Here is a 19,085-nt window from a genome sequence, read left to right on the forward strand (position 1 = left end):
TCCAGATAGGGTGTCTGAATGTTAGACGGATTTTCGGCCGAGACGCTGGCGCGGTTTCAATTCGCCTTTACCGTGTCCTTTCACATCATCTTTCCAGCGTTTTCGATTGGGTTGGCGAGCTTTCTGGCCGTGCTCAACGGCCAATGGCTGCGGACACGAGATCAAGTCTATCTGACGCTCTTCAACTACTGGAAAAAGATTTTTGCAGTGGCCTTTGGCATGGGCGTCGTCTCGGGCATCGTCATGTCATACCAATTCGGCACCAATTGGGCGGTGTTTTCCGAAAGAGCAGGGCCGGTGATCGGGCCGCTGATGGCCTATGAGGTACTGACCGCATTTTTCCTGGAAGCGGGGTTCCTGGGCATCATGCTCTTTGGCCGTGACAAAGTGGGCGAAGGGCTGCACATGATGGCTACGGCTCTGGTCGCGGTCGGGACGCTGACTTCGGCCACGTGGATTTTGAGCGTCAACAGCTGGATGCAGACACCGGCGGGGTACGAGATTAATGAGTTGGGACAGTTTGTTCCGGCTGATTGGTGGGCCATCGTTTTCAATCCCTCTTTCACGCACAGGCTGGTGCATATGGTTCTGGCCGCGTATCTGACCACGGCGTTTGTCGTGGCAGGCGTCGCTGGCTGGCAGTTGCTTCGGGGGCGGGCGACCGACGGCACGCGCAAGATGTTTTCCATGGCGATGTGGATGGCTGCCATTGTCACACCGATCCAAATTTTTGCAGGCGACTCGCACGGGTTGAACACACTGGAACATCAACCCGTAAAGGTCATGGCCATGGAGGGGCATTTCGAAAGCCACCCCGACGGCGCGCCGCTGATCCTGTTCGGGTTTCCAAACCAAAAGGAAAAGCGCGTCGATTACGCGATCGAAATCCCCAAATTGTCGTCTTTGATCCTGAAACACGACCTGAACGCGCCGCTTGATGGGTTGGACACGGTGCCTGATGACGAAGAACCACCTGTTGCGATCGTGTTCTGGTCGTTCCGTGTCATGGTGGGGATCGGTTTTGCAATGTTGGGTGTGGGCCTCTGGAGCCTGCTGCAAAGGGCGCGCGGGCGGCTCTATACGTCCAAATGGCTGCATCGTGTCACAGTTGTGATGGGGCCGACGGGATTCGTGGCTGTTTTGGCGGGGTGGATCACGACCGAAGTTGGGCGGCAGCCCTACACGGTTTACGGGTTGTTGCGCACATCCGACTCGCTATCCCCTGTTGCGGCGCCGGCTGTGGCGACGTCTCTGATCATGTTCATCGTTGTCTACTTTTTTGTCTTTGGGGCGGGTACATTTTACATACTTAGATTGATGAACAAGGCGCCAGGAGAGGGCTCGGATGACCAAACTCTTGCGGGGCCGTTGCGCACGGCTGGTATCGTGCCACCCAAACAGTTCGACGCATCAAAAACGCCGGGCGAATAAGGAGGTAGGATATGCTGGATCTTCCAACAATATGGGCGGGGATCATCGCCTTTGCCGTGCTGACCTATGTAGTGCTGGACGGCTTTGATCTGGGCATCGGCATCCTGTTTCCCTTTGCCAAAGCCAAAAAGGATCGCGACGTGATGATGAACTCTGTCGCGCCTGTCTGGGACGGGAATGAAACCTGGTTGGTGATGGGTGGCGGCGGGCTGTTTGCGGTGTTCCCTGTCGCCTATGCCATCGTCATGCCCGCGCTTTACATGCCGATCATCGTCATGCTTCTGGCATTGGTGTTTAGAGGTGTGGCCTTTGAATACCGCTGGCGCACAGAGCGGTGGCGAGGCGTTTGGGACGCGGCCTTTATTGGTGGTTCAACCGTGGCTGCTTTTTGTCAGGGGGTGGCGCTTGGCGCACTGGTGCAGGGGATAGAGGTCGTTGACCGGGCATATGCGGGCGGATGGTGGGACTGGCTATCGCCGTTCTCGATCGTGACTGGCTTCGCATTGGTCGTCGGTTACGCGCTGTTGGGAGCAACCTGGTTGGTCATGAAGACCGAAGGAGAACTGCAGCACACAATGCGAGCACGTGCCTTACCGCTGGGGGGCATAACTTTTGCCCTAATCGGTGCGGTCAGCCTGTGGACCCCGTTCCACGATGAAGTCTATTTTCAGCGCTGGCTGACGTTCCCGGCAATCCTATATTCCGGCATTGTGCCTGTGCTGTTGGCATTTGCGGGATATGTGCTGTATCGGGGGCTGAAGTCCGGGCACGACTATGTCCCGTTTTTGGCCAGCCAATCGGTTTTTGTTATCAGCTTCATAGGAATTGGGATCAGCTTTTATCCGACAATGGTGCCGCCTTCGGTTACCATTCAACAAGCCGCCGCCCCGGACGAAAGCCTGGCCTTTGCGCTGGTGGGGACAGTCATTCTGGTGCCGATGATTTTGGTTTATACGGCCTATGCTTATTGGGTGTTCCGCGGCAAGATCGACCCTGATGCAGGCTATCACTAATGGTGCGCCAGAGGTGGAGACGTCTAGTATGGTTTGTGCTGATCTGGGGGGCATCCGTGTTGAGCATGATGGCAATTGCCGGAGCGATCCGCCTTTTGATCGTCAACTAAGCACCTCTCCGGCACGAAGCTTTGCCAGTGTCGGCGCCAATCTGTAACGAGGTAAACACCGGACTCATCCTTTGCGTGCTCAGGACTGTTTTTGCACTGCCAAATCGTCCCGCTGTCGTTCGAAACAAGAAGGGACACGACACGGCGATGCATTCATTACGGTGGAGGCTTCAGGTTTGTCTCCGGAACCTGATTTTGCCTCTTGCGGTCAATCCCGGATTGGTGTTAATCGCCCCAAACAGCAAGAGTGCCCCTATAGCTCAGCTGGTAGAGCAACTGATTTGTAATCAGTAGGTCCGCGGTTCGAGTCCGTGTGGGGGCACCATTAAAACGCTTAGTTTTCAAACACATCAAGTCAGTTATATATAGTTAAATCAGGTGCTTGCCCGATTTGTGGTTGGGTTTGATTGGTGTTGGAACGTAACGTGAACCTTGTAAAAAATCGTCATTACAAGGAAAGCAAATGCCCCATATTAAGTTCACAGATTCGACCCTCAAGACATTGGTCGTCGATAAGACAACATGGTTCACCGATCCATCAAGCAAAGGCTTGCGCCTGTGCGTGACACTGGGCGGCACCAAAACTTGGTACGTCAACAAGTGGGACCCAACATCGCAAAAAACACGGTCGGTTAAGTTGGCCCAATGGGCGAACAAAGGTCCGCATTGCAGATGGGCCAAGGAACAAGTGGGCAAGATCGCTCATGATATTTCGACAGGCAATGTACGCACGCGTGAGGAAAAAGAAGTTTCACAGGTCGCATTGGGTATTCCGACATTCCGCGATGCTTTGGAACAATACATCGAACACCGCACGACAGCGCGGCAGTCAGGTCGAGCGCGCATGATGGAGGGCACGGCATACGAATATCGTGGCTCGTTCAATAAGCATCTTGCGCGTTGGGCAGACGTCCATGTTGACGAACTGCCGGTACTCGAGATCAACCAATATCTTAACGCGATGCAGATCGACACGCCGAACGCGGCACATTTAGCGGCATCAGTGGCCGGGGCCACTGTTCGGTTCATCAACAGGCTATGCGCTCTTGCATTGCCGATTCCATCACTGCTCGACGGAACACGGATGAAGTCGCGCGTCCAGACCGGCAAGCTCGACATGTCGGTGCCTTGGGCGGATCGGAAAGCAGAAATTGACGCGATCAAGAATTAGCATATCAGGCTGGCGTGGATGATCACTTGGTACACGGGCTTTCGTGGTCGCGGACTGCGGGCGCTGACGTGGGACCGCGTTGATCTTGAGCAAGGCGCAGTCACGTTCAATAGGTTGAAACGGCAGGAAGTCGAGCGGGAGATTGTGATTGCCGACGATGTCGTCAGGCTGTTTAAACGCCTCAACGAGATCAAGGTCGATGATTGCGACTGGGTGTTTCCGAGCAGACGGGCCCTTTCGGGTGTATGCGGTCACTTAGACGTGTTGGACCGATTGCCAACGACGGCAGCGGACGACCTGCGACACCTGTGGATGTCAACGGCAAGAGAGGTTGCACCGCGACATGTTCATAGGTGGTTGGCGCAGCAGACTATGACGGACAACGATCTACGTATGCTCGGCCATTACGGTGCGCCGACACATGATGAACAATTGCGGTCAGCCAATTCCATTGCCGCCGCGATCATTGCCCAATTCGGGATAACACCTTCTTCCGTTATTGAATTGAAACGGAAGCACGCTTAAATGTCGACGACATATGCCGCTGTGTGCGGGGATAATGACCTGACTGTGCACGGTAGGCCGAACGCGCAAACGGGCATTCGCTCAGGAGCAGGAGGCGCGCCGGTCATTGGTTTCATCTAAGGAAAAGCCAATGACTATTGAAGAACTAAGCGAGCGAATTGCCGCTTTGCACGACGACCTTATCCGGTCAAACCCACCTCAAGTAATGACATGCGAACAAGCCGCACAGTTTCTTTCTGTCACCACGGACACAATGTTTCGGTGGCGCAAGGATGGTGTCGGCCCGTCATATTTTCAGCCAAATTCGCGGCTAATCAAGTACTTATTGAAGGACCTCGTGTCGTGGTTGGAGGAGTAAATCCTCTGCTGCGCATATCGGCGCTGGACAACGTCGACCGCCAGCAGATGGAGCTCCAGCTCTTGGCCTCACTGTTTCTGCAAGCTGATAACAATCGTGTCCAAGGGCTGCTTGACGGCGGCATTGACCTTTTCGTGGCGGCAGGGTTTTTGCGTTCGAGCGAAAGCGGCCGACCTTGGGCGAGATCTACTGCATCACAGCATCAGGCGGTGACAAGCAAAAGGAATATCGCCGCCGCGCCGACGAGGTGGTCAACCCGGCCGCCAAGCTGATCTTCATGCGCATGAGGCAACCAACAGAGCGCAAGTGGAAATGGTAGAAAGAAAACGGATCATCGAATTGCCTCCAGATCAAATTGCATGAAGTCTTGTTCGCCCGCCTGAGCGGCCGCCATGGCCAGTTCTGCGGCGCTAAGCGGGCGGGTATGGGCGGCCTTGAGCCGTGTGCGGATCGCGATCAGGCGGGCGAGTTCGGCCCGCTCATAGGTGTTAAGCGACATGGCCGCGTGAATGTCATCTGTCTCGCCAATGCGGGTAATGATGTCCTGCACGCGCAGCGCGGCCGCTTGCACCGAGACCAAGGAGTAGGCCAGATCGGCAATGATGATCGCCGGCCAGCTCTGGACCCACGGAAACAACAACAAAAACCCGAAGAGCCAAACCATGGCATACATGATCGGCAAGCCGATGAGCTTTGGCGGCCGGATCAGGCCCAGGAAGAGGCGGGTTTGCGTTGCTATGCCGGATCTACGCGCCTCAGATGGCGGTCACGATGGTTGGTGCAGCAGCGATGCCTGCAATGGCAACCAGCACCCAGAGGGCTTGGCGGAAATCCAGAATGCCAAAGAGCCAAGAGAGGAACACACCGATCAGGGCCAAGGTGCCCATGACTATACCCAGGGGACCGGTGATCGTATCGACGATGCCCTGCAAAAGGTTCTGCACCGGCGAAAGGTCAATGCTCTGCGCAAAGGCCGGGTTGGCAATCATCAAGCTGGCCAGAGCCAGCGACAGGATCGTGCGGAATTGAATGTGCATCAGGAGGCTCCAGTCAGTCGATCACGCACGGCCATGACGCGGAGCACGTGATTTTGGGTTTCTCGGTAGGGAGGGATGCCGCCATAACGGGCGACCGCGTCGGGTCCGGCGTTATAGGCAGCGAGCGCGAGTTCGGGCGTGCCGAATTGTGCAAGCATCATCAGAAGGTAACGGGCGGAGCCATCCAGATTGGCCTGCCAGTCATGCGGATCCACACCAAGCTGCGCGGCCGTAGCTGGCATCAGCTGTCCGAGGCCGATAGCACCTGCGGAGCTGCGCGCATTCGGGCGATAGGCGCTTTCAATCTCAATATTGGCTTGGAAGAGCACCTGCCACTCCGTCACGGACAGGCCAGCGCGGCGTAGTGCGGGGTGTCCGCCATAGCGATGCGCGGTGCTTTTAAGGGCTGTGAGGATCTCGGGGTGGGGAACCGCGCGGGTGGGTGCAGGAGGCGGATCTTCAGGCTGAGGCGCTGCGAACACGATCAGCTCTGGTGGGTTTGCTCCAATCCCGTCGACGTAGCTCTGCGCGAAACCTGATTGCGGTGCTTTGGTCTCGAGCTGGCCATCGGCCCGCATGGAAAGCACGAAGCCTTCAGAATGGGCGGGTGCTGCAAGGAATGCTGCAAGGACAGCAAGTGGCTTAGCCCGCGTCGTCCAAATTGTGAGAGGCGATCTTGCCTTCGAGCATCGGGATCGAGACGACCGAAACTCCAAGTCCTGCAAGGAAGCTGGATAAGCCATTGATAGTCTTGAATTCTCGGGCGGCCATATTGTTGCGCGCGGTAACCAGCAGGCGGCGCGTCTCGCCGTCTGGCGAAACGCAATGCACGGTCCAAACTCCGGACCACTGAGCACCTGTACGTGTGGGCGTAACCCGGCACACAACATCCGCCGAATGACCCTCGGCAAGCAGCGTGCGCAACCCGTCTTCACTGACAACATTAGGGGCGTCTTGCATCAAATTCATAGGATCGAGCCTTGCAGAATTGTGCATTGGCCCGGCAGTCTCTCATGGACTACCGAGCCGATGCAATATTATAATGTTGCAATCAATAGGTTCAATTTGAGTTATTGATCCTATTATGCGTTGAAACGAATTTACTGCAACGGAGTGGCTGAGCCAAGATAATATGGCGCTTTTGAAACAAACGTGGGCGGTTATGGTCCTTCTAAGCTGGGGATCTGCTTCGGCCGCGGGCAGTTGCCTGCCGCCTGTGCAGCCCTGGATGCCGACTAATGCGGATGACGTGCAGGAATATGCTGACCTGTTGAGGCGCGATGCGGAGACGTATTTTGCCGATGTCGAGCGGTACTTCCGTTGTCTAGATCAGCAGCGGCGTGAGGTCTTCGAGCAGGCGCGCGAGATCAGCGAAGAGTACGCGCGCGTTTTGGAGCTTGTGGACAGCGTGAGGAAATAACGCCCGTCCTCACGTGGAGAAAGCTGCCGTTCAATAAGGCGGCGGCGAAGGTCGCCAGTGCGGACAAAGCAGTCTTTCGCTGCAAGTGCGCTTCCCTCTTGCGGCCAGTCTAGTGGAAGTTCTTTGGGATGAGACGGTACAACGCCTTATCTAAGGATAGCTTTGGCCGTCGCCAAGTTTGTCCATGGATCGTGCTGGCCAAAGTACATCGCAGGAGGTTCTATCGAGGCGTTCACCAGCCCTTTGATCGCCAAGATCGCCCCGAGGACGCTGTACTCGGTGGTGAACACGATCCCGTCGGGGATCTCCACAAACTGCCCCAGCAATGCGAAGTTCTGAGACCCTTCGGGAATGACAGGTGGCCGGTCCCCTTCTGCACGAGGCAAAAACTGAGAAATGCCATAGGGCAAGCGACAGGGCACGCAGTACGAGGTGTCAAGGAGTTCTGCTTTTTCGTCCCCGTCCAGGTCGCCCCAGAGATGACCAAGGATCTCCTCCAGAATCTCGCGCCCTGTACACTCATACATTGGCTTTTTCACGAATTGCCCTTCGTTGTCCTCGCCGAGGGCTGAAACCCAGATCACGCAGGTGTCAGCGGCCTGTCCAGGATAAAAGGGTTGCCGATAGGTGTGCAGATGCAAGATCCAAGGTGAGTGCGTAAGGGGCAATGGGCTTTGCCGTCCCATCAACCGCTCTACGAGCCACTGGAACTTTCGCTCAAAAAGGCTGCCGCGGAAGGTCACAGTGCAATGCATCATCCTGGAGAGCGATACATCCCGCAGGAAGCGCTCAGGGCGGCCCAAGTCAGATTGCTTTGCCACCAATTTCTGCCAGAGCAAGTACGCTCCGCCTGGCTTCTCCGGGGGCGACATCGAGACGGGTTGGTCGTGGGACCCATAGGCGTGGTTGGATACGATTGAACCAATCGTCAAGAATGCCCTATCGTGCGGCTGAACCTCGATCGGGTCCATGACCTCACCGTCCGAGCTCTCCAAATGCAAGCGCTCAATCCAGCGCTGTGTACCGTCAACTTTGAAGTCCGCGTCCGTAACGCGGCAGTTATAGTGGATTTGAACGCCTTTCTCGGTCAACAAACGCAACGCCGGCAAGATGAAGGAATGGTAATTGGTGTAGCGGGTACGCTCTAGCGAGGTCATCTTCTCCATATCGGACATCCGATGGAAGAACAGACGCATATAGCGCCGCATCTCGACCGCCGAGTGCCATGGCTGAAATGCGAAAAGGGCGCGCCACATGTACCAGTAGTTGCTGCGGAAAAATGCGTCACTGAAATAGTCGGTAATTTTGGCATCATAGGGAATCGACGACTCGGGTGTCGCCATCAAGCGCGCCATCTGAACTGTCTCAATTGGGCCGAGGCCGAGGTCGTGGCCACTGTCCTTTTCGCCATCTGCATGCAGCAGGCGGACGACGGTATCGACCTGGCATTCTTCATGGTTGCGCTCATGATCGTCGAGGCAAGAACCATGTTCGTCATAGGGGATCAACGACCAGAGCTCTTTGGTGCAGCAGTAGACCTTGTCTTCGTACATCCGGCTGCCGCGCATGAAATAGACAGGCTTGCCGTCGACCATTTTCATTGAGGCATCCATCGAGCCGCCCACCAGATCTCGCTCCGGGTTTTGTTCGAAAATATGGATGTTCGCTGGATCAAAACCGGCTTTCTGTACAAGATAGACTGCGGCCGATATAGATCCGAGGCCCAGACCATTAAGATATACCTTGGCATTCTTGCTGCTATCTTGCGTTTGGCTCATTCTACTCTCCTCGAATGTACAATAGAGTAAGGCCGTCAAAGCTGTTGGCAAGGTCGGGTTTTGTTCAGCCAACCGTTAACCCCCAGTTTATCTGATTGTTGTCGCGCTGAAGGCTTATTTGTCTCCACATTCCATACCGTTGGCTCTAGAGCGATCTTGCCGCACGAGCGAAGGGCGCGAATTTGATCTGACCGTTCGGGGCTGATTTTGTTGAAAAACTGATACTTGATCGAGGCATGATCTGCTGATTCAATTCTCTTATTGATTGGGAGGATTGGCGATGATGGGACCCAAGCAGGAAGCGCAGGCGGCACTGTTTTACGAGTTCTCGCTGGAAGACCACGTGCCACGAGATCACTTGTTGCGGTCGATTGATCGGTTTGTCGATCTGAGCAGCATCCGATCGCATCTGGCCGATTTCTACAGCCATACTGGCCGCCCTTTGATTGATCCTGAGCTGATGATCCGGATGTTGTTGCTTGGCTATTGCATGGGCATCCGGTCCGAGCGGCGGCTTTGCGAAGAGGTCCATCTGAACCTAGCATACAGATGGTTTTGTCGCCTTGATCTGACCGACCGCATTCCAGATCATTCTACCTTCTCGAAGAACCGTCACGGCCGTTTCCGTGAAAGTGGCCTGTTCCGGCATCTGTTCGAGACGGTTTCGCAGCGCTGCATGGATGAAGGGCTGGTCGGTGGTCACAGCTTTGGTGTCGATGCCAGTCTGATCCCGGCCAATGCGAACCAGACGCGTGGGGTTGATAGCAAAGAAGGATTGCCATCGAATCTGACGTCGCGCGCAGTAGATGAATATATTGAGACACTCGATCACGTTGCTTTCGGGGCAGCGACAAAGGTAATCCCCAAATACATCTCGCCGGTCGATCCCGCTGCTCGTTGGACAGGAGCAGATGGAGGTGCCGCATACTTTGCTTATTCTACCAACTACTTGGTGGATTTGGACAATGCGGTCATTGTGGATGTCGAACCGACAACCCCGATCCGGCCCGCTGAAGCGCGGGCCGCAAGGGACATGATTGACCGGGTGCAGGATCGGTTTGGGATCAAACCCGATAAGCTTGTGGGTGATACAGGCTATGGATCAGCCGAGATGTTGGGCTGGCTGGTGGAGGACCGTCAAATCGAACCCCACATTCCGGTCTGGGACAAATCCAAACGAACCGACGGAACATTCTCACGTGAGGATTTTGCATATGATCCAGCGACCGATAGCTACTCTTGCCCAGGAGGCCAATCGCTTCAGACGTACCGAAGGAAGTTCTCAAAGCCGCGTGTTGCGAACGGCGGAAAAGACGGGTTCATCAAATACCGCGCATCCAAACTGGATTGCGACGCATGCCCCTTGAAGCCAATGTGCTGCCCAACCCAACCGGCGCGAAATTTGCTCCGCTCGGTTCATGAAGCTGCACGCGATGTCGCCCGCGATATCCGCAAGACAGACGCCTACATTACCTCGTTCATCCAGCGACGAAAGGTCGAGATGCTATTTGCGCACCTAAAACGATACATCGGCCTGCGGATGATGCGGCTTCGCGGACCCAAAGGTGCAACAGAACAGTTCCAACTCGCAGCAACAGCCCAAAACCTCCGCAAACTGGCTAAATTGCTGCCAACACCAGCGCCTGCGTGAAGGGAAACGCGGCTGGCCTGTTTCTTGATCAACATCAAGCCCGCCAAAACACCGACTTCTTCAACAGTATCCGGACAAAGCCACGGTTGGCGTTTCCGATTGGAATGGCCGCTCACCGCATTTGCAAATGGCTGTGGAAAGCAGTTCGACGGAAGAGCTGGCAAACGCTTCGCTTATGACACTGCAAGGCAGCGAGTTAGATATCAGAGCTTTTAGACAGAGCAAATCTGCCCAAGGGCGATCACCTTATAATTGCCTCGCGACAAACTGCAGAACCCGAGCCCCCAATGTTGTCGGTTTTGTTGAATCGGTATCGCGGGCTCAGCTGTCGCAATAGCTGCAAGACTTGGGATGAACATCCGTGATCGACGTTTCGCGCAGGCGTTTCACAAGACTCTCTTCAATCTCTTCAAGGACTTCCGCCACGCGCATTTGAAGGCCCGTTTCGACACTACAGTGCGACGGTTCGAGATCTGTATCGTTCCCTGAAACCAAACGTTCGTCTAATGCCAGATAAACGTCAGCAAGTGTGATGCTTCTTGCTGGTTTTGCCAACCGCCAACCACCCGCATGTCCCTTTTCCGACGACAAGAGACCTGCTTCCCTGAGCTTCCCAAGCACACGGCGCACGACGACAGGATTCGTTCCGGCATGAACGGCAATATCTGCAGATGTTCGCACGCGGTCAGGGTCACCCGCCATGTGGCTGAGTGTGTGCAGGGCGAGAGATAGGCGACTGTTCCGCTTCATGCGCAGTGTTCCTCCGGAATTCCATCACACGTAACAATAGCAGTTGCATTTATCTAGTAACTGCGTAAGTTGCGTGATCGTTGTTGCACGCTTTGGAGAGCACATATGCCAGATACTCGGCTTCCAGTCACCGTCCTGTCCGGATTTCTGGGCGCGGGCAAAACCACCCTGCTGAACCGCGTGCTCAACAATCGCGAAGGGCGACGGGTCGCCGTTATCGTCAACGACATGTCCGAGGTGAACATCGACGCAGACCTCGTGCGTGCGGACACCGAACTCAGCCGTACGGATGAGACTCTGGTCGAGATGTCTAACGGTTGCATCTGCTGCACGTTGCGCGACGACCTTCTGGATGAGGTACGCCGATTGGCAGCCGAAGGGCGGTTTGACTATCTGCTGATCGAGAGCACAGGGATTTCCGAACCTCTGCCTGTCGCCGCAACGTTCGATTTTCGCGACGAATTTGGCAACAGCCTGTCTGATGTCGCCCGGCTCGACACGATGGTGACTGTCGTTGATGCGGTGAACCTGCTCAGGGACTTTTCCAGCCACGATTTCCTGCGCGAACGGGGCGAAGTCATGGGCGATGAGGACGAGCGAACGCTGGTGCATCTGCTGACCGATCAGATGGAATTTTCCGATGTTGTGATCCTGAACAAGGTCGCCGATGCGTCCGAGGCACAGGTTGACGCTGCCCGCAAGATCATCCGCAGCCTGAACGCGGATGCCGAGATCATCGAAACCAATCACTCGGAGGTCGCTGCAGAGAAAATTCTCGATACCGGCCTCTTCGACTTCGACAAGGCGCATGAACACCCGATGTGGGCCAAAGAGCTTTATGGGTTTGCAGATCACGTTCCGGAGACCGAAGAATACGGTGTAACCTCTTATGTCTATCGCGCACGCCAGCCTTTCATCCCCGAGAAAATCCTGGCGGTTCTGAACGGTGAAATGCCCGGCGTGATCCGCGCCAAAGGGCATTTCTGGATTGCCACGCGCCCCGAATGGGTCGCGGAGTTCTCACTGGCTGGATCTCTATCGAGCGTTCAGCCAATCGGCACGTGGTGGGCGAATGTGCCCAAAGAACGTTGGCCCGAACACGTAGCAGCGTCAGACTATATCAAGGAGCATTGGCAAGAACCATGGGGCGACAGGCGGCAAGAGCTTGTTTTCATTGGGTCTGATATCGATTGGGCTGCCCTGAAAGCCAAACTCGACGCCTGCCTAGTTCCCTCTGTGTTGGCCGCCGGGCCCGATGCCCTGCCGCTCGACATGCCCGACCCGTTCCCGGGCTGGCGGCGTGCCGAGGAAGCCGCATGAACATCGCAGCCCCGGTTTTCGCCGACCAACCGGCAGGTGTGCGGGTTGTCAGCGACGCAAGAGGCTTGGACAGTTTTCGTGATCCTTCCTGTGCCGCGGCGATCTGGGGGCGAGAAGTGCCGTCGAACGTTGCCTTGTGGCTTGACGCGCTTGATGCCAAGGCTTTGCCGGACGGACGCGTCGTGTTGCATGTCCAGGCCATCAGAGACACTGTTCTACACCTTTGTGATATCGCCGGGACGCCAGATGGGCCACATCGCGAATGGCTGATCGACGACATCGCCGATCTGGCCCAACGCTTTGCAAGCCTGATGAACGCGGACTATGTGCGATTGCGGCTGCAGGCCGTGACCACAAACGCCTGCCGTAAATTCCATCTTGATGCGATCACCGGCCGACTCGTCTGCACCTATCGGGGGACCGGAACGCAATACGGAACTTCGGTGCGCAGAGAGGACCCTGTGCACATCCATACAGCGCCAACATGCGCGCCCATTCTTTTGCGCGGCTCGCTTTGGCCGCCCGAACCAGATGCGGGGTTGCTGCATCGCTCGCCCCCGATCGATGGGACTGGCGAGACGCGTCTTTTACTCGTGCTGGACCCGATTTTTGATCTGGACGAGGCCGAGTGAACCGCAATCTCGGACAAAGCAGCCTGCGTCGCAAAAGGCGGTCCGGTGATCCTATGGAGGACTATGACGGCTTGCCTGCACCCGTCCGCAAGTGGGTCGCTGAGGCGGCCTTGCCATGGTCGGTTACCTCGGTTCGCCGCATTTGGTCCAAATCGCGGGCCAAGGGATTGTCTGCGGAAGAAACGCTTCAATCGCTTGCCCATGCCGAAGCGCGCACATTGGCGCGTGATCGACAATCCACTGTCTTCAAACTCAACTCCATCACCTGAAGGAAATGTATATGTCGTTTATTACTCGACTTACCTGTGCCGCCGCGCTCGCACTTGGTACAGCTTTGCCCATCGCCGCCCAAGAGGGCAGCCTCACCATTTCGGTTGGCTTCGGTCCATCTGCCGAAGTGCCCGACCCGCGTGCCAGCTACAACGGCTGGATGTCGAACCAGACCGGCGTGACCGAAACGCTGATGGGGATAGACTATGACATGAACCTCTATCCCCGTCTGGCAGCCGGAATTGAGCAGTCATCGCCGACAACCTGGCGGGTGACCCTGCGCGAAGGGGTGACGTTCCACGACGGCGCGCCGGTGACGGCGCAGGCGGTCATTGATTCGATTGCAGCGATCTCGGACGAAGGACATCCAGGCCACAACGCACGCGTTGCAAAGCTGCTTGATCTTGCGGGCATGCCCACTGACGGCGACAACGTCGTCATCTTCGAGACAAACGCGCCCAACGCAGCCTTCCCATGGACGCTGTCCGAACCTGCGATTGCGATACTCGGCGCATCATCCGACGCGTTCCCGATCAACGCCACCGGACCTTTTGTGTTCAAGGAAGCTGTTCCAGAGCAGCTTTACCGTGCAGAAGCCAACCCGGACTATCGGCTTGGCACGCCCGGCCTGAGTGAGGTGCGCGTCGTGGTCGCCGCGAACCCGGCCACCGCCGCGCTGGCCTTTGAGGCCGGAGAAGTTGATCTGGTCATCAATTACCCCGAAACCGACTTCAACCGCATAAAGGACACGGGAGCGCAGGGCTTCTCCGCACCGACGGCTCGGCTCTATTTCTACACCGTCAACGCGGCAAGCGGGCCGATGTCCAACCCGTTGATCCGTCAGGCCGTGTCCTATGCGATTGACCGTCAGAGCGTTGTCGATGCAGCGCTGTCCGGCGTCGGGGGCGTGCCCGCCGGAACGGTCTATCCCGACGGCAAAGGTTGGGCGGCTGACATACCGGCCCCCTATGACCCCGCCAAGGCAGAAGCGCTCTTGACCGAGGCCGGAGCGGTCAAGGAAGGTGGTGCCTGGATGCTGGACGGCGCACCGCTGGAAATTGACATTGTCACCTATTCCTCGCGCGCTGCGCTGCCCCCGACGGCAGAGCTGACCCAGGCCTTCCTGGCCGCGATCGGCGTCAAGGCGAACATCACGGTGGGCGAATGGAGTGCCAGCAATGATGCGATCAAGGCAGGCGAGGCTGACCTGTTCCTGCAAGCCTGGGTGACAACGCCGCAGGGTGATCCGGGCGGTGTTCTGGAGACGTTGCTGAAATCCGACGGAGGCTCCAACTCCGGTGGCTATGCAAATGCGCGACTGGATGACTTGCTGGCCCAAGGCCGCCTGACCTTTGAACACGCCGAGCGCAAGGCGATCTATGACGAGGTTCAGGAAATCATCGTCTCCGAGGCCGCATTGATCCCCATCTTCCACGTCAGCCAGACAAATGTCGGCGTGCCCGGTCTGACCGGCTATCAAGTGCATCCAACCGAGACCTATTGGATCACGCACGAGACGAAGGTGGTGAAATGACATTATCCGTATCCGGCCTGAGCGCAGTGCGCTCGGGCCGGACCATCCTCCACCCTACGTCGCTGGAAATACCCTTGCAGATCCGCATCGGCCTCGTGGGGTCATCCGGGTCCGGGAAATCAACATTGGGGCACGCGCTGATCGACGATCTGCGTGCACAGGGTCACACCGTGGCCCATGTGCCGCAAAGCCCGGACGAAGCGCTCGATCCGCTGCGGTCTATGGCGTTTCACTGGCGCGAAGCGGAAACAGCCCTTGGCCTGCCACCGGGAAGCGCGGATCAGGCCGGGCTTTTCGGCGCGCTGAAGATCGAAGGCGGTGATCTGAGCAAACGCCCGTGGGGCTGGAGCCGCGGTATGCAGCAGCGGTTTGTCATAGCCATGGCGCTGATCGGCAATCCTGATCTGATTGTGTTAGACGAGCCCACATCCGCGCTCGACCCGGTCGTGGCGGCGGCCACCATGGAACTGCTCAGCGCCTTTCTGACAGGTAAGGACACGGCGATGATCCTGATCACCCATGACCTTGGCCTTGCCGCGCGACGCGTCGAAAGGCTGATGGTGATGGACGCTGGGCGTCTGGTCGAAACAGGACGCACCGAAGACATTCTGGAACGCCCGAAAACAAGAGCAGCCAATGCGCTTTCAACGCATCGAAACTGGATGGTGTTGCCGTGTTAAAGGTGACTGACCTAGCCGTTAAACGAGGATCGCGGGTCACGCTGGAGAGCATTACATTGTCCCTTCCAGCCGGTGAAACACTTGCGGTTGTTGGCGAAAGCGGGGCAGGCAAATCCACGTTGATCGCCGCAATCCTGGGCCTGCTAAAGCCCGCAGAGGGCGAGATCACGTGGAACGGCAAACCTGCGCGTGCCGCCCGCCCGGCGTTGGTCATGCAAGAGCCGCGCGCGGCATTCAATCCGGCGTTGAACCTGCGACGGTCGGTGATGGAGCCGATTGTCGCGCAGGGGGTTGCACTAGCGGCAGGTCGGTTAGAGCGGCTTTGTGCAGGGCTGGAAATGCCGCTGGACCTGTTGGACCGACGCCCGGATCAGGTTTCAATCGGGCAAGCGCAACGGGCTGGTATTCTGCGCGCCTTAATCGCCGCGCCCCCGCTTGTGCTGTTTGACGAACCCCTCTCGGCGCTTGACGCGGTGACGCAGAAACACACCGCGCGCTTGATTTCGGAGTTGCAGGCCGAGGAAGGCTTTGCCGCGCTGATTGTCACCCATGACCTTGGCTATGCGGTTGCGCATGGCGATCAGATCATGGTGCTAAAGGCCGGGCGTGTCGAAGAGACCGCTGACGCTAACACCTTTGCCTTGACCCCTCAATCGCCCTATTGCCGCACATTGCGGGATGCCGCGATCTCTCTTGGTGCGCTTGAGGCCGCGGCATGATCAAAGCCATTGGCGCCCTTTTGCTGCGTGCCGCGGTCGTGCTGTTGGGCACCGCAATCCTGACCTTTGCACTGCTCTGGAATGCGCCCGGGGACCCGGCGCAGACCATTGCCATGGCCCGTTTCGATGCGCTTTTGACCGATGACGTGATCGATCAGATTCGCGACGAGGTCGGGTTGAACACGAACTTCTGGCACGCCTTCCGGGCATGGCTTGGTCCGTTGCTGAGGTTCGATTTCGGGTACTCGGCAGTAACGGGACGTCCGGTCTGGCCCGACCTTTGGACGGCGATGACCTATACCTTTCCGCTGGCTTTGGCCGGGTTGGCGAGTGGTCTGGCGCTCTCGCTGCCGCTTGCCATACTCGCCACCAAGCGTCCCGGTGGGCTTTTGGATCGAACGTCGGTTGCGATCGCATCGCTGGGTGCCGCGATCCCGGCCTATTGGCTTGGGCTTCTCCTGATCCTGTTGCTCGCCGTTCAACTGGGCTGGCTGCCCGCCATGGGCGCGCGCACGCCCGCCCACGCAATCCTGCCCGCCGTCACGCTGGGTCTCGGAGTTGCAGCCTCGCTGACCCGGATCATCCGGTCCGGCATTCTTGAGGCACGCGGACAGCCTTTCCTGCCCGCGATCCGGCGGCGCGGCGTCGACGGCAGAGCCGTTGCTCGCGATCACATCGCCCCCCATGCCGCGATTCCCGTTGTCACGGTCTTTGGCCTTGAACTGGCCTTCCTGCTCGAAGGGGCGGTGCTGATCGAGGTCATTTTTGGCCGTCCGGGCCTTGGCACTTTTCTAGTCCAGGCAATCCTGTCGCGCGATTTCCCGCATGTGCAGGCCGTCGTCGTATTGACCGCTCTTGTCTTTGTGGTGGTCAACTTGGCTATCGACATCATCTACCGCGCAATCGATCCCCGGATTGGAACCGAGGATGCGTAGTGTCCTGTTTGTCGTCATCGGTCTTGTGGCTCTTGCGGTTCTGGGTCCGCTTCTGGCCCCTTATGATCCAACGGCGATCGATATTCCGAACCGTCTCTCTGCCCCAAGTGCCAGGTTCCCGCTGGGTACGGATGCGCTTGGGCGGGATATCCTGTCGCGCTTGCTTTATGGGGCGCGGTGGTCGCTGGGGCTGGCGTTCCTGATCTCGGTTCTGAGCCTGCTCATCGGGACGTCAATCGGCCTGATTGCAGCACTGGGCGGCAAGTCCGCCGATTGGTTGCTGATGCGCGCAACCGATACCTTTTTGGCCTTTCCTGAACTGGTGGCCGCCGTCGTCATCGCCGGGCTTATGGGCGCAGGCACCTGGAGCCTGATCTTTGCTCTCAGTGTCACAGGCTGGATGCGCTATGCCCGTGTGGCCCGCGGCATCGGTCTGTCCGTTCAAAATCAGGGATATGTGGTACAGGCCCGATTGGCCGGCATGCCCGGCTGGTCCATCGCCCGCTGGCATTTTCTGCCGTCGCTGATTCCATCGCTCACCGTTGTCTGGACGGGTATGTTTGCTCGCGCGATCCTCGGCATTTCGGCGCTTGGGTTTCTGGGTTTTGGCGTCCAGCCCCCGAACCCCGAATGGGGTGCGATGCTGCTGGATGCGCGCGTGCACATGCGCTCGACCCCGCTGCAGATGATCTGGCCAGGCATGGCGGTTGTCACCTGCGTTCTCACCATCAACCTTGCCGGTGACGCCCTGCGCGATGCCCTGGCCAAGCAAAGCAGCCATGAATGAGCCATCCTGACCGTCCCACCCTCGGGATCAGCCTGCGGATATTCGGAGGCCTGATGTCGGCGGGCATGTTCGTCTGCGTCAAGGCGGCAGGGCCGGAAGTGCCACTGGGGGAAATCGTCTTTTTCCGGTCCTTCTTTGCCGTGATTCCATTGATCCTGTTCCTTTGGTCCCGCGGAGAATTTCCCCAAGGGCTGGCCACCAAAAGACCCTTGCAGCACCTAATTAGGTCCGGTTTCGGGGCCATTTCCCTTTTCACGTCATTTGCGGCGCTGACCTATCTTACCCTTGCCGAAGCGCTGCTGATCGCGCAGCTCTCGCCCATGCTGATGGCAGTTGGTGCAGTGGTCCTGCTGTCGGAGCGCATCACAATCTGGCGCATTGCGGGTGTTCTCGTCGGCTTTGGCGGTGTGGTTGTTCTGGTCTGGCCTGAAATCGGCGACAACTCGACCGATAGCGCCCGGCTATGGGGGATCGGTCTGGCCTTGGTTTCTGCCGTCCTGTCAGCCGTGGCCCTCCTCATGGTGCGCAGCCTGAACAGAACCGAGAGCCCCGGTGCGATCGCCATGTATTTCGTCATCGCTTCGATGATAGGCGCCTTATGCACACTGCCATGGGGCTGGATTGTGCCGGACCTGCCTACAACCGGATTACTGATCGGGGCCGGACTGTTCGGCGGTTTCAGCCATATCGCCCTGACACTGTCCTTTCGCTTTGCAGAAGCCTCGCGTTTGGCGCCGTTTGAATACGTGGCGCTGCTTTGGCCGCTTCTGGCGGATTTGTTCATTTTCCGCCTCAGCCTGTCCACCAGCTTCCTCATTGCAGCGCCCCTCATTCTGGCAGGAGCAGCCATTGCCGCGGCGGAAATAGGCAAGCGAAAACAGGGCACATAGCCCTTGGTCCCAGGCCAGTTGAGACCGCGGGAGCCGTGGGATGTCCCCGTCGGGCTCGGCTCGTCGCGTTTCAT

At 57.6% G+C, this 19,085-nt stretch carries 22 protein-coding genes, 1 tRNA gene and 1 pseudogene; 18 read left to right on the forward strand and 6 right to left on the reverse strand.

The window, feature by feature from the left end; genetic code table 11:
- The first annotated feature begins 18 nt into the window (after positions 1 to 18).
- From G6R15_RS10995 to G6R15_RS11020, 7 genes and pseudogenes are all read left to right on the forward strand, one after another.
- Positions 19 to 1,431 (forward strand): cytochrome ubiquinol oxidase subunit I, encoded by a 1,413-nt coding sequence (locus G6R15_RS10995; protein ID WP_164659895.1) that lies wholly within the window; start codon positions 19 to 21, stop codon positions 1,429 to 1,431.
- Positions 1,432 to 1,442: 11 nt separating this feature from the next.
- Positions 1,443 to 2,444, forward strand: a complete 1,002-nt coding sequence (gene cydB / locus G6R15_RS11000; RefSeq protein ID WP_164659896.1) for a cytochrome d ubiquinol oxidase subunit II — start codon at positions 1,443 to 1,445, stop codon at positions 2,442 to 2,444.
- A complete protein-coding gene (locus G6R15_RS23095; RefSeq protein WP_164659897.1) occupies positions 2,444 to 2,554 on the forward strand; it encodes a DUF2474 family protein in 111 nt (36 codons plus the stop codon). The genes cydB and G6R15_RS23095 overlap by 1 nt, the downstream gene beginning before the upstream one ends.
- Positions 2,555 to 2,803: 249 nt before the next feature.
- A tRNA-Thr gene (locus G6R15_RS11010) sits at positions 2,804 to 2,879 on the forward strand.
- Positions 2,880 to 3,017: 138 nt separating this feature from the next.
- The gene (locus G6R15_RS22895; RefSeq protein WP_240336734.1) at positions 3,018 to 3,725 is read left to right on the forward strand and encodes a hypothetical protein; all 708 of its coding nucleotides are present in this window, start codon (positions 3,018 to 3,020) and stop codon (positions 3,723 to 3,725) included.
- A gap of 18 nt (positions 3,726 to 3,743) precedes the next feature.
- Positions 3,744 to 4,250 (forward strand): site-specific integrase, encoded by a 507-nt coding sequence (locus tag G6R15_RS22900; protein WP_240336735.1) that lies wholly within the window; start codon positions 3,744 to 3,746, stop codon positions 4,248 to 4,250.
- A 357-nt stretch (positions 4,251 to 4,607) separates the two neighbouring features.
- Positions 4,608 to 4,894, forward strand: a pseudogene (locus G6R15_RS11020) (type VI secretion protein); the annotation flags it as partial.
- Between the two features lie 45 nt (positions 4,895 to 4,939).
- Here G6R15_RS11020 and G6R15_RS23100 read toward each other — a convergent pair.
- The 4 genes from G6R15_RS23100 to G6R15_RS11040 form a co-directional block, all read right to left on the reverse strand.
- Positions 4,940 to 5,347 (reverse strand): VirB3 family type IV secretion system protein, encoded by a 408-nt coding sequence (locus G6R15_RS23100; RefSeq protein ID WP_164660284.1) that lies wholly within the window; start codon positions 5,345 to 5,347, stop codon positions 4,940 to 4,942.
- Positions 5,348 to 5,363: 16 nt separating this feature from the next.
- Positions 5,364 to 5,645 carry a TrbC/VirB2 family protein gene (locus G6R15_RS11030; RefSeq protein WP_164659898.1) on the reverse strand — a complete coding sequence of 94 codons (282 nt, stop codon included), beginning with the start codon at positions 5,643 to 5,645 and terminating at the stop codon, positions 5,364 to 5,366.
- A complete protein-coding gene (locus G6R15_RS11035; RefSeq protein ID WP_164659899.1) occupies positions 5,645 to 6,223 on the reverse strand; it encodes a lytic transglycosylase domain-containing protein in 579 nt (192 codons plus the stop codon). Before G6R15_RS11035 ends, G6R15_RS11030 begins: the two co-directional genes overlap by 1 nt.
- Positions 6,224 to 6,287: 64 nt before the next feature.
- Positions 6,288 to 6,614 carry a hypothetical protein gene (locus G6R15_RS11040; protein ID WP_164659900.1) on the reverse strand — a complete coding sequence of 109 codons (327 nt, stop codon included), beginning with the start codon at positions 6,612 to 6,614 and terminating at the stop codon, positions 6,288 to 6,290.
- A 193-nt stretch (positions 6,615 to 6,807) separates the two neighbouring features.
- Here G6R15_RS11040 and G6R15_RS11045 point away from each other — a divergent pair, with 193 nt between their 5' ends.
- The gene (locus G6R15_RS11045; RefSeq protein ID WP_240336737.1) at positions 6,808 to 7,065 is read left to right on the forward strand and encodes a hypothetical protein; all 258 of its coding nucleotides are present in this window, start codon (positions 6,808 to 6,810) and stop codon (positions 7,063 to 7,065) included.
- Positions 7,066 to 7,211: 146 nt separating this feature from the next.
- Here G6R15_RS11045 and G6R15_RS11050 read toward each other — a convergent pair whose 3' ends face one another.
- Positions 7,212 to 8,843 carry an oleate hydratase gene (locus G6R15_RS11050; protein WP_164659902.1) on the reverse strand — a complete coding sequence of 544 codons (1,632 nt, stop codon included), beginning with the start codon at positions 8,841 to 8,843 and terminating at the stop codon, positions 7,212 to 7,214.
- Positions 8,844 to 9,123: 280 nt separating this feature from the next.
- On the opposite strand from G6R15_RS11050, the gene G6R15_RS11055 reads away from it, so the two are divergent.
- Positions 9,124 to 10,494 carry a transposase gene (locus tag G6R15_RS11055; protein WP_164659903.1) on the forward strand — a complete coding sequence of 457 codons (1,371 nt, stop codon included), beginning with the start codon at positions 9,124 to 9,126 and terminating at the stop codon, positions 10,492 to 10,494.
- Positions 10,495 to 10,815: 321 nt separating this feature from the next.
- Here G6R15_RS11055 and G6R15_RS11060 read toward each other — a convergent pair whose 3' ends face one another.
- Positions 10,816 to 11,244, reverse strand: coding sequence for an Rrf2 family transcriptional regulator (locus G6R15_RS11060; protein WP_164659904.1), 429 nt, complete (start codon positions 11,242 to 11,244; stop codon positions 10,816 to 10,818).
- 105 nt (positions 11,245 to 11,349) lie between these two features.
- Between G6R15_RS11060 and G6R15_RS11065 the strand changes: the two genes are divergently transcribed.
- The 9 genes from G6R15_RS11065 to G6R15_RS11105 are packed head-to-tail and all read left to right on the forward strand — an operon-like array spanning position 11,350 to position 19,011.
- Positions 11,350 to 12,564, forward strand: coding sequence for a GTP-binding protein (locus G6R15_RS11065; RefSeq protein ID WP_164659905.1), 1,215 nt, complete (start codon positions 11,350 to 11,352; stop codon positions 12,562 to 12,564).
- A complete protein-coding gene (locus G6R15_RS11070) occupies positions 12,561 to 13,196 on the forward strand; it encodes a DUF1826 domain-containing protein (protein ID WP_164659906.1) in 636 nt (211 codons plus the stop codon). Before G6R15_RS11065 ends, G6R15_RS11070 begins: the two co-directional genes overlap by 4 nt.
- Complete coding sequence (locus G6R15_RS11075) at positions 13,193 to 13,465, forward strand: DUF6525 family protein (RefSeq protein WP_164659907.1); 273 nt, start codon at positions 13,193 to 13,195, stop codon at positions 13,463 to 13,465. Before G6R15_RS11070 ends, G6R15_RS11075 begins: the two co-directional genes overlap by 4 nt.
- 11 nt (positions 13,466 to 13,476) lie before the next feature.
- Entirely contained in the window at positions 13,477 to 15,000 is a 1,524-nt protein-coding gene (locus G6R15_RS11080; protein ID WP_164659908.1) for an ABC transporter substrate-binding protein, read from the forward strand.
- Positions 14,997 to 15,680, forward strand: coding sequence for an ATP-binding cassette domain-containing protein (locus G6R15_RS11085; RefSeq protein WP_164659909.1), 684 nt, complete (start codon positions 14,997 to 14,999; stop codon positions 15,678 to 15,680). Before G6R15_RS11080 ends, G6R15_RS11085 begins: the two co-directional genes overlap by 4 nt.
- A 2-nt stretch (positions 15,681 to 15,682) precedes the next feature.
- Positions 15,683 to 16,399 (forward strand): ABC transporter ATP-binding protein, encoded by a 717-nt coding sequence (locus G6R15_RS11090; protein ID WP_255456164.1) that lies wholly within the window; start codon positions 15,683 to 15,685, stop codon positions 16,397 to 16,399.
- Positions 16,396 to 17,334: an ABC transporter permease gene (locus tag G6R15_RS11095; protein ID WP_164659911.1), complete on the forward strand. Its 939-nt coding sequence runs from the start codon at positions 16,396 to 16,398 to the stop codon at positions 17,332 to 17,334. Before G6R15_RS11090 ends, G6R15_RS11095 begins: the two co-directional genes overlap by 4 nt.
- On the forward strand, positions 17,327 to 18,121 hold the full coding sequence (locus tag G6R15_RS11100; protein ID WP_164659912.1) for an ABC transporter permease: 795 nt from the start codon (positions 17,327 to 17,329) through the stop codon (positions 18,119 to 18,121). The genes G6R15_RS11095 and G6R15_RS11100 overlap by 8 nt, the downstream gene beginning before the upstream one ends.
- Positions 18,118 to 19,011: a DMT family transporter gene (locus G6R15_RS11105; RefSeq protein ID WP_164659913.1), complete on the forward strand. Its 894-nt coding sequence runs from the start codon at positions 18,118 to 18,120 to the stop codon at positions 19,009 to 19,011. Before G6R15_RS11100 ends, G6R15_RS11105 begins: the two co-directional genes overlap by 4 nt.
- The last annotated feature ends 74 nt before the right edge of the window (positions 19,012 to 19,085 follow it).

It is taken from the genome of Tropicibacter sp. Alg240-R139, from assembly GCF_900537075.1.
GTDB lineage: Bacteria > Pseudomonadota > Alphaproteobacteria > Rhodobacterales > Rhodobacteraceae > Falsiruegeria.